We start from the raw sequence: 17200 nt of genomic DNA, 5'->3' as shown, positions 1-17200 counted from the left end.
CCGGCAGGGCCGGCGTCAGAACCGAGGGCGCAGCCACCGCGCGCGGGCCTCGGCGGCGGTCGCGACCGTCCGGGCGCGGACCGCCGAGAAGTGCCTGACCGCCTCCCCGAGGGGGCCGGCGCTCGGTGCGTCCGTGGCTGGGAGGCGACGCGGCGCCTCGGCGCGGAAGGCCGCCCGGTCCGTCGGCGTCGGCGCCAGGGCCTCGGCGCCGTGTAGGACGAGCATGTCCGCGACCAGGCGGGTGACCTCGCCGTCCGCGCCGCGGCCGATCCAGACGGGGTAGCTGCCGTCGCCGTGGCCGCTCGGGTAGGCGACGAGGTTGAGCCCGGTGCCGGGGTCCTGCCACCGGGCGTGGCTCTTCTCGCCGTCGAAGGCGAAGAGCGAGCCGGGCCGCTCCTCCTGCGCGAGGACCGCGTCGCGCGTGGCCAGGTCCAGGAAGGACCCGGTTCCGGAGTCGACGCCGAACCCGTAGAACTCGTCGTCGCCGAGCATCCGCACGTCCTGCCCGGGCCGCAGCGCCAACTCCCAGCTCACGGTGGGCTCCTCGGGGCGGATCACCAGGGCGGCGGCCGGGGTCTCGCTCCAGGGGTGCTCGTCCCAGCGCATCCGGGCGATCAGCACGCGGTGGTCACCGGGCGACACGGCGACCGTGAACGGCTGGTTGCGCTCGCTCAGTGTGCCCGGATCCGCCGCGACGATCCGGCCCGTCGGCACGTGTAGCAGGCCCGCGTCCTCGGGTTCGAGGATCTCGGCGTCGCCGTCGCGGCTGCGCAGCCGGGCACCGGCGGTGAAGAGCGCGGCGAGGTTCCCTGGGCGCATCCCCTTGGGCTCGGCCCAGGCGGGCTGGGGCGAGGGCGGTTCAGTGGCGTGGACCTCCTCGTCACCGCGCGGGAGCACGACGACGAGCGGTCCGCTCGCACCGAACAGCTCGGCGTCCAGCCACCCGCCCCATGCGCCGAAGGCCGGGAACACGACGGTCCGGAACTCTGCCGGGATCTCCGTCCAGGTCTCGAACAGGCCTCCGTCCTCGCTTTCGACCGCGACGCGCGCCCGGCCGTTCGGGCGGGTCTCGGCGCTGAAGCTCGGCTCGGAGTCCTCGTCCTCATCCTCCCGTGACTCCGGCAGCAGCCACTCGCGGAGCCGGAACAGATGGAGTCGGCCCTCCCACAGCTCGCGGAACTCGTACCGCTGCTCGCCGCGATCGTCCGGGTCGCCACCGTCCGGCACGGGCAGGTCGAGGGACACGTACCCGCTGTCCCGACAGATCCGCAGCACGGCCCGCGGCGCCTGTCCGGCGGTCACCAGCACCGTGTAGGGCTCGCCGGCCTCGTGACGGCGACGGGCCTCCTCGACGAGGAGCGGCCTCACGAGCCGGGCCTCCCGCTCGTGCCAGTCCACGCCGTACGTGACCTCGACGGCCATGCCCTCCATGTACGCCCCTCCCCGGTCGGGATCGTCCCAGGGCGGTCACTGTAGTGGCCGGGACCGACAGCGTCTCAGCTGGTCACGTCGCCGTAGTGGCCCAGAGCGATGTTCGCGTAGTTGCGCAGGCTCGCCGTGCCGTCGGCGTAGTAGCCGTTGTGGCCGGCGGCGCCCGTGGAGGAGACCAGATGGCTGCCGAAGCCGGCGGAGGTCGGGTCCTGGCCGTGGCCGAGGCCGGCGAACTCCAGGTAGGGGACGTTGCCGATCCAGTCGGTCGCGTTCCGCTCGGTCGCCCACAGGCGCACGCCCGTGCCCAGTGCCCCGGCGTCGTCGATGTCCATACCGGGGCTGCCGAGGACGACCATGTCCGTCGCCGTGCCCGTCGCGTGCAGCGTGGGGGCTGCCACGCCGCAGACCACGGACCCGTAGGAGTGGCAGAACAGGGACGGCGGCGTGCTCGGCTGCGAGGTGACCGCGAGGCCCGCGAGGAAGCGGGTGAGGCGGGGGGCGGCGGCGTCCGCGAGGCGGGAGGTGGCCGCGTCGGCGCCGAGGCCGACGGGGGTCACGTAGTCGGCCCAGGCTATGGCCGCGGTGGAGGTGCCGGGGGAGACCTGCTGCTCCTCGGCGCGCAGCGCCTGCGCCTCGGTCTGGACCTTGCCGAAGTGGGCGAGGTCGATGTCGGAGCCGGGGACCAGGACGGAGACCTTGTCCGCGGTCGCGAGGTCGCCGAAGACCTCGGCGACCAGGCCTCGGCTGCGCGGGTCGAAGGCGATGACCTGGTGGCCGGGCTGCGTCAGCGTGGTGAGCATCGCGATCTGCGCGGTGGCCTGCGGGTCCTCGCGCTTGAGGCGCCCCAGCTCGGCCTGCATGGCGATCTGGTTGGCCTGGTAGCGCAGCGCGAGCGGGGCCCCGTCGAGGTTGCCGACGACCAGCGGGTAGGTCTCGACGAGGTGCTGCGCCTGGGCCGCGCTCAGCCCGGAGAAGAACGCGGCGACATCGGTCGCGGACGCGCTGGCCGGGTCGGGCATGGTGACGCCCAGCGAACGGTCGTGCAGCCAGGCGGTGCTCCCGGCCGGCGGCGTGGTGACGGCGATCTGCTCGGCGGAGACGGCCGCTCCGGCGGCCGCGGCACCCGTACCGGCGAGGCAGGTGAAGGAGACCAGTGCTGCCACAAGGGTGCGCTTGAACCGCATGCAGGTGTCTCCTCGGGGAAGCCGTCGACCGTCGTGCGGGCGCGAGCGGCCCGGAGGTCTAGCGGAATGCGGGGAGCGGGTCGATGGGGCGACATGCCCGCCATGCGAGACGCTCTGCGCAAGCGTAAGGGCATCGTCCGGCTGCGTACGCTGTACGAAGGAGAGCCAAACTGCGACAACCATCACAATGGCCGTCAATCGACCGGCAATCGCGCCGGATTCTTACGAGGCGTTCACACGACGACGGTGGGCGACGCCCCAGGGCGTCACCCACCGTCGCTAAGCGGTTATCAGGCGTGCTTCCACGTCACGGAGAAGTTCTCGCCGCCCGACAGGGAGGACGTGGTCGCCTTCGTCGTGGAGCCGGAGACCATGTTGATCTGGTCCGGGCCGTAGTTGCCCAACGCCTGCCCGTTGGCAGCTGCGTTGGTGAAGTTGACCGTGCCGAAGTTCGTCAGCGGCAGCACGCCCGTGGAGCTGGACGGCGCCTCGGCGATGACCTCGACCGAGTAGCGCTGGGCCGGCGAGTAGGTCTTGCTCACCGAGCGGCTCCAGCCCTGGGTGGTGTCGCTGAGCTTCATCGTGAACTTGCCGGAGCCGTTGTAGGTGACCGAGCCGGTGAAGTGGTCGCCCGGCCTGACGGTGTTCGAGAAGTTGACCGGGTACGCCGGGTACATCTCGTACCAGGAGTAGTACTGCGGCACGCCGCCCGAGCAGTCGACCTCGGAGCCGGTCTGCTCGACGCTGTTGCTGCCGTCGCCGTCGATGCCCACCCAGAAGCTGGAGTAGGTGGTGGCGCTGGTGCACTTGCCGGTCGGCTCCACCCAGCTGGCGGAGATGCTGGTGAAGCCCCCGCCGGTCGCGGCGAAGCCGGACCAGTTGGAGCTGGAGCTGTTGCGCAGGTGGACGTGCAGGTTGTGCACGGTGCCGTTGCCGATCACGGGGGCGGTGACCGCGACGGCGGGGGCGGCCGTCGCGAGGACGGCCAGGAGTGCGGCGGACAGAGCGGTGGCGCGACGAGTCGTACGCATGGGGCTCCTCTCGCACAGGAGACCGACTGTTGTCGGCGTCCCGCCAAGGTAGAGGAGCTGTCACCCCACGGGGGAGTGGTTTCCCTGAATCCACAGGAAATGGCCCGAGCACACACAGAGGCTCGGTGACGAATCGTCACCGAGCCTCTGGCGCTTACGTACTACGCGATCACGCGTCGCCGCCGGCGTTGCCCGGGTGGGCGGCGGTGACGTCCAGCAGCTGGTAGCGGTCGATGGCCGCCTTCAGCGCCGTGCGGTCGACCTTGCCCTGCTTGGCCAGCTCGGTCAGCACGCCCAGCACGATCGACTGCGCGTCGATGTGGAAGTAGCGGCGCGCCGCGCCACGGGTGTCGGCGAAGCCGAAGCCGTCGGCGCCCAGCGACTGGTACTGGCCCGGGACCCAGCGCGCGATCTGGTCCGGCACCGCGCGCATCCAGTCGGAGACGGCCACGAACGGACCCTCCGCGCCCGACAGCTTGCGCTGCACGAACGGGACGCGCTGCTCCTCGTCCGGGTGCAGCAGGTTGAACTCCTCGACGTCCACGGCCTCGCGGCGCAGCTCGTTCCAGGAGGTCACCGACCAGACCGAGGCCTTGACGTTCCACTCCTCGGCGAGGATGCGCTGCGCCTCGAGCGCCCACGGCACCGCCACGCCGGAGGCGAGGATCTGCGCCGGGACCTGGCCGCCATGCCCCTCCGAGATCTTGTGGACGCCCTTGAGAATGCCCTCGACGTCGACGTTCTCGGGCTCGGCCGGCATCTGGATCGGCTCGTTGTACACGGTGAGGTAGTAGAAGACGTCCTCGCCGTGCGGGTGCTCGGCGCTGCTGCCGTACATGCGGCGCAGACCGTCCTGCACGATGTGGGCGATCTCGTAGCCGTAGGCCGGGTCGTAGCTGACGGCCGCCGGGTTGGTCGAGGCCAGCAGCTGGCTGTGACCGTCGGCGTGCTGCAGGCCCTCGCCGGTCAGCGTGGTGCGGCCGGCGGTCGCGCCGAGCACGAAGCCGCGCGCCAGCTGGTCGGCCATCTGCCAGAACTGGTCACCCGTGCGCTGGAACCCGAACATCGAGTAGAAGACGTAGACCGGGATCAGCGGCTCGCCGTGGGTGGCGTAGGACGAACCCGCGGCGATCAGCGAGGCGGTCGAGCCGGCCTCGGTGATGCCGTCCTGGATCATCTGGCCCTGCGGGGACGTCTTGTACGCGAGCAGCAGGTCGCGGTCGACCGACTCGTACTGCTGGCCCATCGGGTCGTAGATCTTCGCGGACGGGAAGAGCGAGTCCATACCGAAGGTGCGGTACTCGTCCGGCGCGATCGTCACGAAGCGCTTGCCGATGTTCTTGTCCCGCATCAGGTCCTTGAGCAGGCGGACGAAGGCCATCGTGGTGGCGATCGACTGCTGGCCGGAGCCCTTCTTCAGGACCTTGTAGGCGTCGTCGCCGGGGAGCTCCAGCTTGCGCGGCCGGACCTTGCGGGTCGGCATGTAACCGCCGAGCTCCGCACGGCGGTCGTGCATGTACTGGATCTCCTCCGAGTCCTTGCCCGGGTGGTAGTAGGGCGGGTAGCCCTCGTCCAGCTGCTTGTCGGTGATCGGCAGGTGCAGCCGGTCACGGAAGCGCTTGAGGTCCTCGACCGTCAGCTTCTTCATCTGGTGGGTCGCGTTGCGGCCCTCGAAGTTCGGGCCGAGCGTCCAGCCCTTGACGGTCTGGGCCAGGATGACGGTCGGCTGGCCCTTGTGCTCGGTCGCGGCCTTGAACGCGGCGTAGACCTTCTTGTGGTCGTGGCCACCGCGGCCCAGGTGCTGGATCTGCTCGTCGGTCATGTTCTCGACCATGGCGCGCAGGCGCAGGTCGCCGCCGAAGAAGTGCTCGCGGATGTACGAGCCGGACTCGGTGGCGTAGGTCTGGAACTGGCCGTCCGGGGTGGTGTTCATCTTGTTGACGAGCACGCCGTCGCGGTCCTGGCCCAGCAGCGGGTCCCAGGTGCGGTCCCAGATGAGCTTGATGACGTTCCAGCCGTTCCCGCGGAAGATCGACTCCAGCTCCTGGATGATCTTGCCGTTGCCGCGGACCGGGCCGTCCAGGCGCTGCAGGTTGCAGTTGACCACGAAGGTCAGGTTGTCCAGGCCCTCTCGCGCGGCGATGGAGAGCTGGCCGAGCGACTCGACCTCGTCCATCTCGCCGTCGCCGAGGAAGGCCCACACGCGCGAGTCGGAGGTGTCCTTGATGCCGTGGTTCTCCAGGTAGCGGTTCATCCGCGCCTGGTAGATGGCACCCAGGGGGCCGAGACCCATGGAGACGGTCGGGAACTCCCAGAAGTCGGGCATGTTCCGCGGGTGCGGGTAGCTGGACAGGCCGAACGGCGCGCGCGAGTGCTCCTGGCGGAAGCTGTCGAGCTGCTGCTCACTCAGTCGGTCCAACAGGTACGCGCGGGCGTAGATGCCCGGCGAGGCGTGACCCTGGAAGTAGATCTGGTCGCCGGAGGCGCCGTCGGCGTCCTTGCCCTTGAAGAAGTAGTTGAAGCCCACGTCGTACAGCGACGCGGAGGAGGCGAAGGTGGCGATGTGGCCGCCGACGCCGATACCCGGGCGCTGCGCACGGGAGACCATCACGGCCGCGTTCCAGCGGGTCGCGTTGAGGACCTTGCGCTCGATCTCCTCGTTGCCGGGGAAGAACGGCTCGTCCTTGGTGGCGATGGTGTTGACGTAGTCCGTGCTGCGCATCTCCGGCACGGCCACGCGCCGCTCGCGGGCGCGCTCGATCAGCCGCAGCATGAGGTAGCGGGCGCGCTCACGGCCGCGCTCGTCGACGGCGGCGTCGAGGGAGTCCAGCCATTCGCTGGTCTCCTCGGGATCGAAGTCCGGGACCTGGCTGGGCAGGCCGCCAATGATGATCGGGTTGCGATCGGATCCGGAAGCCACGCTGTTCCTTCACTTGTCGGTCGTTGCGGGAGGGTGTCGCGCCGCCTCCATCGTGGACCGCAAGGGGAGAAACGTCATCTCTACCCATGAGTAACCGTTTCGCGCCCTTTGTGGGAGTAATCCCTTAGGGGCAATCGACCCGGTCCCGTCTGCTGCGCGGTGTCGCACGACGAGGTGGCCCGACCGTTCCCCACAACGTTGTGGAGTGGGCAGGCTGGGGAGGGCCAACAGGAGACTCTACGCCTGGTCAAGGACTAGTCGGTCACATGGTCGACTGGTGAGACGTCCACGGGGTCGAGCCCCTACCAGGAGTGAGCATCGCCTACGGCGGGTAAGGGGAAGGGCAATCCGCTGCGCGGAACCACGCGTGCCGGAGATACTGGGGCAAAAGGGCGTGATACCGGTCACGCCCCACGGCGTGTCGCCCCGCGACGCACCGTGACCAGGGCCCGATCGGCTGCCGGGTACTTGCGCTCCGCGCCGCGCCCGTGTGGACTACCGGCACAGCCCTGGTTCCAGATTCAGGGTCGGATATAGGAGGCAATTCCCGTGAGCGCGACCGCGGACCCCGCGGAGGACAAGACCAGCCAGGCACGTCGGCTGGGCCTTGAGGCCGGACAGGTGGTCCAGGAGCTCGGTTACGACGACGACGTCGACCAGGAGCTGCGTGAGTCCGTCGAGGAACTCACCGGCACCGAGCTCGTCGACGAGGACTACGACGACGTCGCCGACGTCGTGCTGATGTGGTTCCGCGAGGACAGCGAAGACGGAGATCTCACCGACTCCCTCGTCGATGCCCAGGAGTACCTGGTGGAGGGCGGCCTGGTCTGGCTGCTCACTCCGAAGACCGGGCGCGACGGCCACGTCGAGGCCCATGACATCGCAGACGCCGCCCAGACGGCCGGTCTGTCGCAGACCGTGACGGCTGCGGTCAGCAAGGAGTGGTCGGCGGTCCGCCTGGCCACGCCGAAGGCCGCGAAGGCCGGCAAGCGCTGACGCTCCCGCTGAGAATCCCGAGCTGAATCTCCCGAAACGACACAGAGCGGGCCCGGACGGATCATCCGTCCGGGCCCGCTCCTGTTTCGCTTCGCGCGAAACTCGCGAAACCGGAGCGGGAGGCCGAAATGCCGGGCCTGCGGGCCCGGCGGCAGAATGGCGGCATGGGAGAAGATCACCAACCGGTCCTCCACGGCCCACGTGGCGTCGCCGACGAACCCCCGGACACCCTGCGCGCCCGCATCCTCGGCGGCTGGGACGCGGCCCTGACCGCCGCCCAGGCCGACGAAGGCGCGGCCGAGCGCGCGGACGAGCGCGCGGACGAAGCCGCGGACGGGGGCGCGGACGAGCGCGCGGACGGAGGCGCAGGCGCGGCCGGGGACCTGAGAGTGTTGGCCGAGTTGGGGTCGTGGCCGGGAAGGCCGGTGCTGGGCGCGGTGATGGCCGCGGCGCACGGGCTGCCGGTGCCCGAGCGGCGGCCGAAGCCGTTCGATCCGTCGCGGGAGGAGATCCTCGCCGCGCTCGCCGAGGCACGCGAGAGGGTCGCTGCCGCGCTCGACGAGGTGCTGGCCGTCCCGGAGCTGGGCCGCCGGATCGTCGACTCGCCGCTCGGCCCCCTGCCCGTGCTGACCCAGATCCACGCGATGGGCCACGAGGCCGCCCAGGCCGTGCAGACCGCCACCGGTTCCGTCCCGCCGCCGCTCGCCGACGCGGGCCTCGCCGCGATGGTCGACGTCGTGGGCGCTCTGGCGTGGCGGTCCCGGATCCCCGCGTCGGCGGGCCTGTGGGAGCCGGACGGCGGCCTGGGCTGGGTCTTCACCGCGGACGCGGACGGCTGGCGCACGCGCCGCCGCGAGCCGGCCGACGACCTCCCCGGCGTCGAGGGTGCGGCCCGCCACCTGCTGGTGAGCACCGGCTCCGTCCCCGCGATGCTCGCCCGCGGCGAGATCCGGCTGCGCCGCGTCGGCGGCCTCCTCGCCCTGGCCCCCCTGGTCGACCAGGTGCCGAACCTCCCCGGCGGCCCGCTGCTGCGCAAGGCCGTGGGCGCGGTCTCGCTCCTGGGCCGCCTGCCGGGCCTGCGCTGAGTGTTCATCGTGGTCAGCTCCGGAGCGCCCGGACGCGCATGGCAGGATTGGCCTCGGCACGGCCTACGACGATGAGGGGTTTTCGCATGGCTATCGAGGTCGGTTCTCCGGCTCCCGAGTTCACGCTCAAGAACCAGCACGGTGAGTCCGTCTCGCTCGCGGACTTCCGTGGCGAGAAGAACGTGGTGCTGGTCTTCTACCCGTTCGCCTTCACCGGCGTCTGCACCGGCGAGCTCTGCAGCATCGAGCGCGAGCTGCCGTCGTTCCAGAACGACGACGTGCAGATCCTGGCCGTCTCCAACGACACGCTGCCCGCGCTGCGCATCTTCTCGGAGCAGGAGGGTCTCGCCTACCCGCTGCTCTCGGACTTCTGGCCGCACGGTGAGGTGTCCCGCGCCTACGGCGTCTTCGACGAGGAGAAGGGCTGCGCCGTGCGCGGCACCTTCGTCATCGACAAGCAGGGCGTCGTCCGCTGGTCCGTCGTCAACGGCCTGCCGGACGCGCGCGACCAGCAGGAGTACCTGAAGGCGCTGCAGTCGATCTGAGCGTCCGTGTGACGTCGGCGCGACGTCGCCGCACCGTCGACGTGGCGCCATGTGCGACGTGGGTACAGGGCCCGCGGTGTCCCGGCTCGCCCGGGCCCGCGGGCCCTGTGCTGACTGCTGATACGCCGTTACGATCGAGGCCGGCAAGGCCGATTCGCGCGGCAAGAGGGGCAGGAAGCAGCCATGGGCGTCACGCTGGCCAAAGGCGGCAACGTCTCACTCTCGAAGGCGGCACCGCATCTGACGGCGGTGCGGATCGGGCTGGGCTGGCAGGCCCGCTCGACGACCGGTGCGCCGTTCGACCTGGACGCCAGTGCGCTGCTCTGCTCCGGTGGCCGCGTCCTCGGGGACGAGTACTTCGTCTTCTACAACCACCTCAAGAGCCCGGAGGGCTCGGTCGAGCACCACGGCGACGACGTCCGCGGCGGCAGCGGCGCCGAGGACGACGAGGTGATCACGGTCCAGCTCGCCCTGGTGCCCACCCAGGTCGACAAGATCGTCTTTCCGGTCTCCATCTACGACGCCGACCCCCGCAGGCAGAGTTTCGGCCAGGTTCGCGGCGCCTTCATCCGGGTGGTCAACGAGGCCGACGGGGCCGAGCTCGCCCGCTTCGACCTGTCCGAACAGGCGTCGGACGAAACCGCGATGATCTTCGGCGAGCTCTACCGCTACGAGGGCGAGTGGAAGTTCCGAGCCGTTGGCCAGGGGTACGCCACCGGACTGCGAGGGATCGCCCTAGACTTCGGGGTGAATGTTTCGTAAGAAGTCGTCATGAGTCGCGGCGCGTCGACTGGTGTCGGCCAGTCGGCCGGTCGGCCGTGAAAGGGGTGGGCGCGCGGTGTTCCTCCGCACCTTCGGCTGGTCCTTCGGGATCACCTTGCTGGGGCTGGCAGCGGCCGCGTACCTGTGGGGAGCGAGCGGCTTCGGGATCGTCCTGGTCCTGTCGGTCCTGGAGATCTCCCTCTCCTTCGACAACGCCGTGATCAACGCGACCGTCCTGCGTCGGATGAGCGGGTTCTGGCAGCGGATCTTCCTGACGGTCGGCGTGCTCGTCGCGGTCTTCGGGATGCGGCTCGTCTTTCCGCTCGTCGTCGTCGGCCTCACCGCGCACATCGCCCCGTTCACGGTGCTCGAGCTGGCCCTCGACTCCTCGCGGACGTACCACGGCCGCAGCTACGCCGAGCACCTCGACGCCGCCCACCCGGCGATCGCCGCCTTCGGCGCGGTCTTCCTGCTGATGATCTTCCTGGAGTTCCTCTGCGGGGAGAAGGAGATCCGCTGGATCGCGCCGCTGGAGCGCGTCATGGAGCGCGTGGGCCGGATGGACCGGCTGCCGGTCGTCCTCTCGCTCGGCGTCCTGCTGCTCGCCGCCCACTTCTTCGCGGGTGACAACGCGCAGACCGTCCTCGTGGCCGGCATCGCGGGTCTGGCCACCTATCTGCTCGCGACCGGCCTGGCGGAACGTTTCGAGTCCGTCGGCATGCCCGACGAGGACGGCTCCGACGCCGAGCCGGCCGCCGCGGCGTCCTCGGCCCGTTCCGCCGTGCGCGTCGCCGGCAAGGCCGCCTTCGTGCTCTTCGTCTATCTGGAGATCCTTGACGCCTCCTTCTCCTTTGACGGCGTCGTCGGCGCGTTCGCGATCAGCCAGAACATCTTCCAGATCGCCCTGGGCCTCGGCATCGGCGCGGTCTACATCCGCTCGCTCACCGTCCACCTGGTCCGGCAGGGCACCCTGGACGACTACGTCTACCTGGAGCACGGCGCGCACTACGCCATCGGCGCCCTCGCCGTGATCCTGATGGCCTCGATCAGGTACGCGATCCCCGAGGTCGTCACCGGCCTGATCGGTGTCGCCTTCATCGCCCTCGCCCTGCTCGGCTCCGAGCTGCGCAACCGCCGTGGCGCCGCTGTGGGCGGCGATGTCGACGGCGACGGCGACGGCGGGCCCGGGGCCGGGCCACGGGGTGGGCCGAGGGAAAACCCCGTTGCCTCCAAATCGATCGGACTCTAACGTTCGCGGGTGGACTTCACTCCTGACGCCTTCACCCCCGACGCCTTCACTCCCGACGACGCGGTCGCCCTCTACGACGAGATGTACCGATGGGACGGCGCCAACGTCCCCTCGGACCGGTTCTTCGATCTGCTGGTGCACGACGCCGATTCGGTACTGGACATCGGCTGCGGCACCGGAATGATGCTCCACCAGGCCCGCGACGCGGGCCACACCGGCCGCCTGGTCGGCCTCGACCCCGACCTCCCTTCCCTGCGGCGCGCCCGTCGGCGCACCGACATCGAGTGGGTCGAGGGCGTCGCCGTGGACTCCGCCCGCTGGCAGGACGAGTTCGCCCTCGCGACCATGGCCAGCAACGCGTTCCAGTGCCTGGTCACCGACGAGGACCTCCGCGCCTCGCTCGCCGCGATCCACGGCGCGCTGCGCCCCGGGGGGCGGTTCGCCTTCGAGACCCGCAACCCCGCTGCGCGGGCGTGGGAGGGCTGGATCCCGTCCGCCGTCCAGACGATCGCCGGCGGCGGCTGGGACCTGCGCCAGTGGCACGAGGTGGAGTCCGTCATCGACGACACCGTCACCTTCACCGAGACCACCGCGCGCCCGGACGGCACCGTCCTCGACGTCGGCCGGACCACTCTCCGCTTCCTCGGCGAGACCGAGTTGGACACCTTCCTCACCCACGCCGGCTTCGCCGTGGAGCTCCGCCAGGGCGACTGGGAGGGCGGCCCGGTGACGGACACCTCCCGCTCGATCGTCACGGTGGCGGTCAAGAGGTAGTGGCAACCCCCAGGGGCGCGAGTCCCTGCTTGTGCGGCTCTGCCGCATCGGCGCGGCCAGCCACCGGCGTGCGGACGGTCCTCTGCGACCAGGGCCATCCGCACGCCGGTGGTCTCTCGCGCGGTTCCTCGCGCGGTTCCTCGCGCCCCTGGGGGCAGTGCCATGGGCCCCAGGCGTCGAACGGCTACGGCCTGCGATGCCCCGCAGTGAACCGCGCAGCGAGAATCTGCTCCAGCGCCTCCCGCGTCGCCACCGCGACCGCCCCCGTCAGGACCGCCGCCTCGCCCAGCGAGGAGACCTCGACCCGCGGGGGATACGGCACGCGGCTCGCCAACAGCTCCGTGACGCGGTCCAGCAGGAGGTCCGCGTTGAGGCCGATCCCGCCGCCCAGCACCACGAGTTCGACGTCGACGACGGCGGCCACGGGGGCGAGGTAGCCGACAATGCGGCGGGCCTCCTCGTCGACCGCGGCGATCGCGGCCGGCTCGCCCGCCCGCGCCATCGCGAACAGCTCCTCCGTGGAGGCGGGCGACGCCCCCGCGGGGAAGAGCGTGGCCGCGTGCCGCAGCAGCGCTTCCGCGCACGGGTCCTTGCGCTCGATCTCGTCCGTGCCGAAGACCGTGTCCAACTCGCCCGCGGCCCCGGCGAAGCCGCGATGCAGCTCGCCGCGGAGCACCAGTCCGGCGCCCACACCCGTGCCGACCGACAGGAAGCAGAAGCTGCCCACGGACCGGCCCTCACCGGCCCGCTGCTCGCCGAGCGCGGCCAGGTGGATGTCGTTCTCCAGCGTGAGCGGGCAGCCCAGCGCCGCACCGAACCGTTCGTGTGCGGGAAAACCGTCGAGGGCGGGAATGTTGAGAGCCTGCCAGATCCGCCCTTCGCGCAGGTCCACCACGCCGGGCACCCCGATCGCCGCGTGCTGGATCCCGCTCTGCGGGACACCCGCGCTCGCACAGAGCCGCTGCGCCAGCGCCTCCGCGGCCGCCACGATGCGCGGCGCGTCCATCCCGGCCACGTCGACGTCCTCCCGGGCCAGCTGGCGGCCCTCGAGGTCCGCCACCGCACCGCGCAGGCGGCGTGCGCCGACGTCGAGCGCCAGCACGTGCGCGGCCTCCGGGCGCGGGGCGAAGAAGAGCGCGCCGTAGGTGGGGCCGAGATCCTGCGCGCCACGGGCCGTCTCCGCGACCAGCCCCAGGTCGAGCAGGTCCTGCAACAGCGCCGAGACGGTGGGCTTGGAGATGCCGGTCTGGCGCGCCACCTCGGCCCGTGAGATCGGCGCCTGCGCCCGGATCATGTCGAAGACCGTACGCAGGTTGATCTCCCGCAGCGTGGCGGAGGTGGCCGGCTTGGACGGACCGGTCGGCCCAGCTGGCCCGTTGGGGCCGGACGGTGTGGCGAGCATGGTCACACTGTAGGGTCTGCGCCCGCACGGTTGCCGGGCCCAACGGGCCTTTTCCCAGCTCTTGGCCGTGCACCCGCGCCCAAAACGGCCTGAAACACCCGCCCGCCCGAGCCTGAACGCCGAAGGGCCCACCCCGGGTCACCCCGGGCAGGCCCTTCCTGCGTGCGTCTCGTGCGAATCGTGCGCCCGTGCGTCTCGGCGTCCCGTGCGAATCGTGCGTCTCGCGGAGCGCTTCCCCGGCGCGCAGAGCGTCTGTCGCGCGGCTCGGCTCAGCCGAACTGCTGCTCCAGGTCCTTGAGCTTGCGGTCCAGCGAGTCGAGGCGGGACATCGTCGAGTCCTCCTCGTCCTCACGGCCGCCCTGGACGGTCGGGATGCCGCCCGTCAGCGCGCTCGCGCTGCGACGGCGGGGGAGCACGCCGCGCGGCGCGGCCGGCTCCAGCGCGGAGGCACCCGCGCCCTCGGCGGTGGCCGACGCGTCCAGCGTCGTCAGCTCCTTGATCGGCGCGGAGCGCGCGATCGCCTTCAGCTCGGCGCGCTCGCGCCGCTGCGCGCTGCGCTGCGCGGCGGCGTTCGCCTCGCGCTGGCGCTTGTCCTCGCGGACCTCGTCCACCGCCTCGTCCAGGCTGCGGACGTTCTCCAGGAGCATCAGCGACCAGGCCTTGTACGTCTCGACGGGGGCGCGCAGCCAGCGGACCATGCGGATCTGCGGCAGCGGACGCGGCACCAGGCCCTGCTCCCGCAGGGCGGCGCGACGGGTCTGCTTCAGCGCGCGGTCGAACAGGACAGCCGCGGAGAGGGACATGCCGGCGAAGAACTGCGGGGCGCCGTTGTGGTCGCCGCCGCGCGGCGCGTGCACGAAGTTGAACCAGGCGGAGGCACCGGCGAAGAGCCAGACCAGCAGGCGCGAGCCGGTCGCGGCGTCACCGTGGCTGGCCTCGCGGACCGCGAGGACGGAGCAGAACATGGCAGCGCCGTCCAGGCCGAACGGAACCAGGTACTCCCAACCGCCCGACAGGTTCAGGTTCTGACGGCCGAAGCCGACCAGGCCGTGGAAGGAGAGTGCGGCGGCCACGGCGGCACAGCAGAAGAGCAGTACGTAGGACGCGCCCCCGTAGAGTGCCTCCTTGCGGCGGCGACGCTCCTCGCTGCGCTCCCAGGAGTCCTCGGATGCGGCGTGCTTGGGCTTCTTCGTGCGCAGCAGGCTCATGACGACGGCGACGACGAGCGCGATCGCGCAGCCGACGACCAGCCAGACCAGTTGTATGGAGGAGAGGTTCATACGGAGGCGCCTCGGCTTGGGTGTGTGGCAGGAGACTCCGTATCGTACGCGTGAGCCAGGTGTGTTATCGACCGGGTGGAGCCAAGACCGGGGGCGCTCCCGGCCCGATGCCGACGGCGCGCCGCATGCGTCCCTTTCCTGCGGGTATACCCGCTGCTGAGGGGCGGGGGAACTGAGGCACACGCCGGGTGGACTGAGGGGGCGCCAGAGATGGCCGGACTGCTGGACCTGTTGCGCAAGGCCGATCGCGGTCTCGACGTGGGCATCGAGCGGATCACCCTGGACCGCAAGCGCCGTACCGTCTCGCTGACCGAGACGGGCGCGCTGGCCGGGACAATGCAGGTCAATCTGCACTGGACCGCCCGCGAGGCCGAGCCGCCCCGGCGCTCGGCCCGCGAGCAGTTCCGGGCGCTGCTCAACCCGAACCCGTTCCGTCCGGTGACGCTCGGTCAGGCCGGGAGCGAACCGCTCGCCGTCGACCTGGACCTGGGCTGCCTGTACGAGATGACGGACGGCAGCAAGGGCGTCATCCAACCGCTCGGCCCCTACATGGGCGATCTGCACCACTCGCCGTACATCCGGCTGAGCCGCGACGACCGCTCGGGTGCGCCGACCGGCGAGATGATGTACATCGACATGGACAAGCGCGACCAGTTCAAGCGCCTGCTCATCTTCGTCTACATCTATGACGACACCCCGGCGTTCGACCGCACCCATGCGGTGGTGACGCTCTTCCCGACCTCCGGTCCGCGCATCGAGGTGCGCCTGGACGAGCGCGCCGCGCAGGCGCGCTCGTGCGCGGTGCTGCTGATCGAGAACAAGGGCGACGGCGAGTTCCTGGTGACGCGCGAGGTCCGCTACGTCTACGGCTTCCAGGCGGAGCTGGACCGGCTGTACGGCTGGGGCCTGCAGTGGCAGCGGGGGTTCAAGCCGGTCGGGTCCTGAGCGGCCCCCGCACGGTCATGGCCCCAGGTCCTCACGGCCTGGTGCCCCCATGCCCTATGCCCTCGTGCCCTTCTGTCCGTCCTACGGGCGGACGAACTGCGGACCCTGCGGCGGGAGGGCGAACCCGGCGGGCTCGGGCAGGAGCTGCTCGAACGGCGGCAGCGGGGGCGCGTGGACGAGCGCCTGTGCCGGCGCCTGAGCCTGCCCCGGTGCCTGGCCCTGTGCCTGGCCCTGTGCGGATGACTGGGCCACCGGCTCCCCGTCGGTCGCCGCGGGCTCCCGCATCGGCAGCGGAGCCGACGCGGAATCCGGCCCCTGCTCCGCGCTCTCCCTGCTGTTCGCTCTCTCTCTGCTTTCCGCGCCCTCCGTGCTCCCCTCGTTCTCCTCGCTCTCCTCGCTCTCCTCTTCTTCGACGGTGACGCCGAAGTCCTGCGCGAGGGCGGCGAGTCCGGCGGTGTAGCCGTGGCCGATGGCGCGGAACTTCCAGGCACCGGAGCGCCGATAGAGCTCGCCGCAGAGCAGCGCGGCGGCCAGGCGCACGTCGAAGAGGTCGAACCGGGCCAGCGCGGGGGCGCCGGGGCCGCCTGCGATGTCGAAGAGCAGCAGCTGCAGTCCGCCCACGGCGGCGAAGTCCTGGCCGTCGCCGACACTGGCGCCGAGCACGACCCGGTCCACCCAACCGGGCAGGCGGTCGAGGTCCACGTCCAGGGTGTCGCTGGCCTCGCCGGGGCGCCGGGCCTTGGCCCGGTGCCGGACCAGACCGCTGGGGTGGCGGGGTTGGTTGTAGAAGACGAAGTCCGCGTCCTCGCGGACGCGGCCCTGCGCGGTCAGCAGCAGGGCCGACACGTCCACGTCCGGCGTTCCGGGCAGCAGCTGCCAGCGCAGCACCACCCGAACCGCGGCCACCTCGGCGGGGAGCTGTGTGTTGGAGCCCTTCGGCATGACCTCGGTCATGCCGAACATCCTGCCGTACCGGCGCGCGGCGACGGAACCGGGAGGCCGGGGGAGCCGATCGTCACCCGTGCGGCAGGGCCCGCGGTGGCAGTGCGTTCCCCTTCGCGGCGTCGGGGTGCCGGCTCTGCCAGTACGGGTTGTCGTGCGGCAGGTGGAGCGTCACCCGTCCGTACATGCCGAACAGCAGCAGGCCCAACCCGACCGCGAAGCTGAAGATGACGTTCCGCATGTGGAAGTTGAGCAGGTTGTCCGGTCCGGCGATCAGGCCGAGGTTCACGAACCCGCTGATGATGAAGAGGATGCCCACGCCGATGTTCAGCGTCGACGCGGTGTTCCCGCCGACCACGGCGCCGCCCACCAGCAGCGCGCCGAACAGCACCGAGAGCAGGCTGAGCGCGCCGTTGGTGGTCATCCCGGCGACGTGGGCACCGGTGGTGGAGAAGAACCCGACGTTGTTGGTGAAGCCGAGGATGCCGAAGACGATCAGGAACAGGCCGATGGCCCCGGCGCTGTACCGGTAGACCTGGCCGAGCCGGTGGTCGACCGGCAGATGGTCCTGCAGTTTCATGGCCGCCTCCTCGGAGGGTGCGCGTGGGCGGTGACGGCAGTCCGGATTCCATCGTCCGACCGTGTCCCACCCGG

15 protein-coding genes are annotated in these 17200 nt (G+C 71.1%); 7 read left to right on the top strand and 8 right to left on the bottom strand.

Annotation, left to right across the window (positions count from 1 at the left end):
- Positions 1–15 precede the first annotated feature (15 nt).
- The 4 genes from BMY61_RS31015 to aceE all read right to left on the bottom strand — a co-directional run bounded on the left by BMY61_RS31015 (position 16) and on the right by aceE (position 6566).
- Positions 16–1431 (bottom strand): DUF4241 domain-containing protein, encoded by a 1416-nt coding sequence (locus tag BMY61_RS31015; RefSeq protein WP_052438493.1) that lies wholly within the window; start codon positions 1429–1431, stop codon positions 16–18.
- Between the two features lie 65 nt (positions 1432–1496).
- Positions 1497–2615, bottom strand: coding sequence for an alpha/beta hydrolase (locus BMY61_RS31010; protein WP_042444709.1), 1119 nt, complete (start codon positions 2613–2615; stop codon positions 1497–1499).
- A 290-nt stretch (positions 2616–2905) separates the two neighbouring features.
- Entirely contained in the window at positions 2906–3646 is a 741-nt protein-coding gene (locus BMY61_RS31005) for a G1 family glutamic endopeptidase (protein ID WP_042444711.1), read from the bottom strand.
- Between the two features lie 169 nt (positions 3647–3815).
- Positions 3816–6566: a pyruvate dehydrogenase (acetyl-transferring), homodimeric type gene (aceE, locus tag BMY61_RS31000; protein WP_042444713.1), complete on the bottom strand. Its 2751-nt coding sequence runs from the start codon at positions 6564–6566 to the stop codon at positions 3816–3818.
- Positions 6567–7115: 549 nt separating this feature from the next.
- Between aceE and BMY61_RS30995 the strand changes: the two genes are divergently transcribed.
- The 6 genes from BMY61_RS30995 (at position 7116) to BMY61_RS30970 (ending at position 11977) form a co-directional block, all read left to right on the top strand.
- Positions 7116–7562: a DUF3052 domain-containing protein gene (locus tag BMY61_RS30995; protein ID WP_042444715.1), complete on the top strand. Its 447-nt coding sequence runs from the start codon at positions 7116–7118 to the stop codon at positions 7560–7562.
- 164 nt (positions 7563–7726) lie between these two features.
- On the top strand, positions 7727–8647 hold the full coding sequence (locus BMY61_RS30990; RefSeq protein WP_143094606.1) for a hypothetical protein: 921 nt from the start codon (positions 7727–7729) through the stop codon (positions 8645–8647).
- 86 nt (positions 8648–8733) lie between these two features.
- Positions 8734–9192, top strand: coding sequence for a peroxiredoxin (locus BMY61_RS30985; protein ID WP_042444719.1), 459 nt, complete (start codon positions 8734–8736; stop codon positions 9190–9192).
- Positions 9193–9375: 183 nt separating this feature from the next.
- On the top strand, positions 9376–9954 hold the full coding sequence (locus BMY61_RS30980; protein WP_042444721.1) for a TerD family protein: 579 nt from the start codon (positions 9376–9378) through the stop codon (positions 9952–9954).
- 76 nt (positions 9955–10030) lie between these two features.
- Positions 10031–11203 carry a DUF475 domain-containing protein gene (locus tag BMY61_RS30975; RefSeq protein ID WP_042444723.1) on the top strand — a complete coding sequence of 391 codons (1173 nt, stop codon included), beginning with the start codon at positions 10031–10033 and terminating at the stop codon, positions 11201–11203.
- A 9-nt stretch (positions 11204–11212) separates the two neighbouring features.
- The gene (locus BMY61_RS30970; protein WP_236655921.1) at positions 11213–11977 is read left to right on the top strand and encodes a class I SAM-dependent methyltransferase; all 765 of its coding nucleotides are present in this window, start codon (positions 11213–11215) and stop codon (positions 11975–11977) included.
- A 184-nt stretch (positions 11978–12161) separates the two neighbouring features.
- Here BMY61_RS30970 and BMY61_RS30965 read toward each other — a convergent pair whose 3' ends face one another.
- Both BMY61_RS30965 and BMY61_RS30960 read right to left on the bottom strand, forming a co-directional pair.
- Entirely contained in the window at positions 12162–13379 is a 1218-nt protein-coding gene (locus tag BMY61_RS30965) for an ROK family protein (RefSeq protein WP_052438494.1), read from the bottom strand.
- 269 nt (positions 13380–13648) lie between these two features.
- A complete protein-coding gene (locus BMY61_RS30960; RefSeq protein ID WP_042444725.1) occupies positions 13649–14659 on the bottom strand; it encodes a DUF2637 domain-containing protein in 1011 nt (336 codons plus the stop codon).
- Positions 14660–14869: 210 nt separating this feature from the next.
- On the opposite strand from BMY61_RS30960, the gene BMY61_RS30955 reads away from it, so the two are divergent.
- Positions 14870–15604 (top strand): Tellurium resistance, encoded by a 735-nt coding sequence (locus tag BMY61_RS30955; protein WP_052438495.1) that lies wholly within the window; start codon positions 14870–14872, stop codon positions 15602–15604.
- Positions 15605–15685: 81 nt separating this feature from the next.
- Here BMY61_RS30955 and BMY61_RS30950 read toward each other — a convergent pair whose 3' ends face one another.
- Together BMY61_RS30950 and BMY61_RS30945 are read right to left on the bottom strand one after the other, a co-directional pair.
- Positions 15686–16558: a TerD family protein gene (locus BMY61_RS30950; protein ID WP_042444727.1), complete on the bottom strand. Its 873-nt coding sequence runs from the start codon at positions 16556–16558 to the stop codon at positions 15686–15688.
- A gap of 61 nt (positions 16559–16619) precedes the next feature.
- On the bottom strand, positions 16620–17126 hold the full coding sequence (locus tag BMY61_RS30945) for a DUF4383 domain-containing protein (protein ID WP_042444729.1): 507 nt from the start codon (positions 17124–17126) through the stop codon (positions 16620–16622).
- Positions 17127–17200: the final 74 nt, after the last annotated feature.

It is taken from the genome of Streptacidiphilus jiangxiensis (assembly GCF_900109465.1).
Lineage (GTDB): Bacteria > Actinomycetota > Actinomycetes > Streptomycetales > Streptomycetaceae > Streptacidiphilus > Streptacidiphilus jiangxiensis.
The sequence above is the reverse complement of the archived record's forward strand: the minus strand, read 5'-3'. Positions and strand labels throughout refer to the sequence as shown.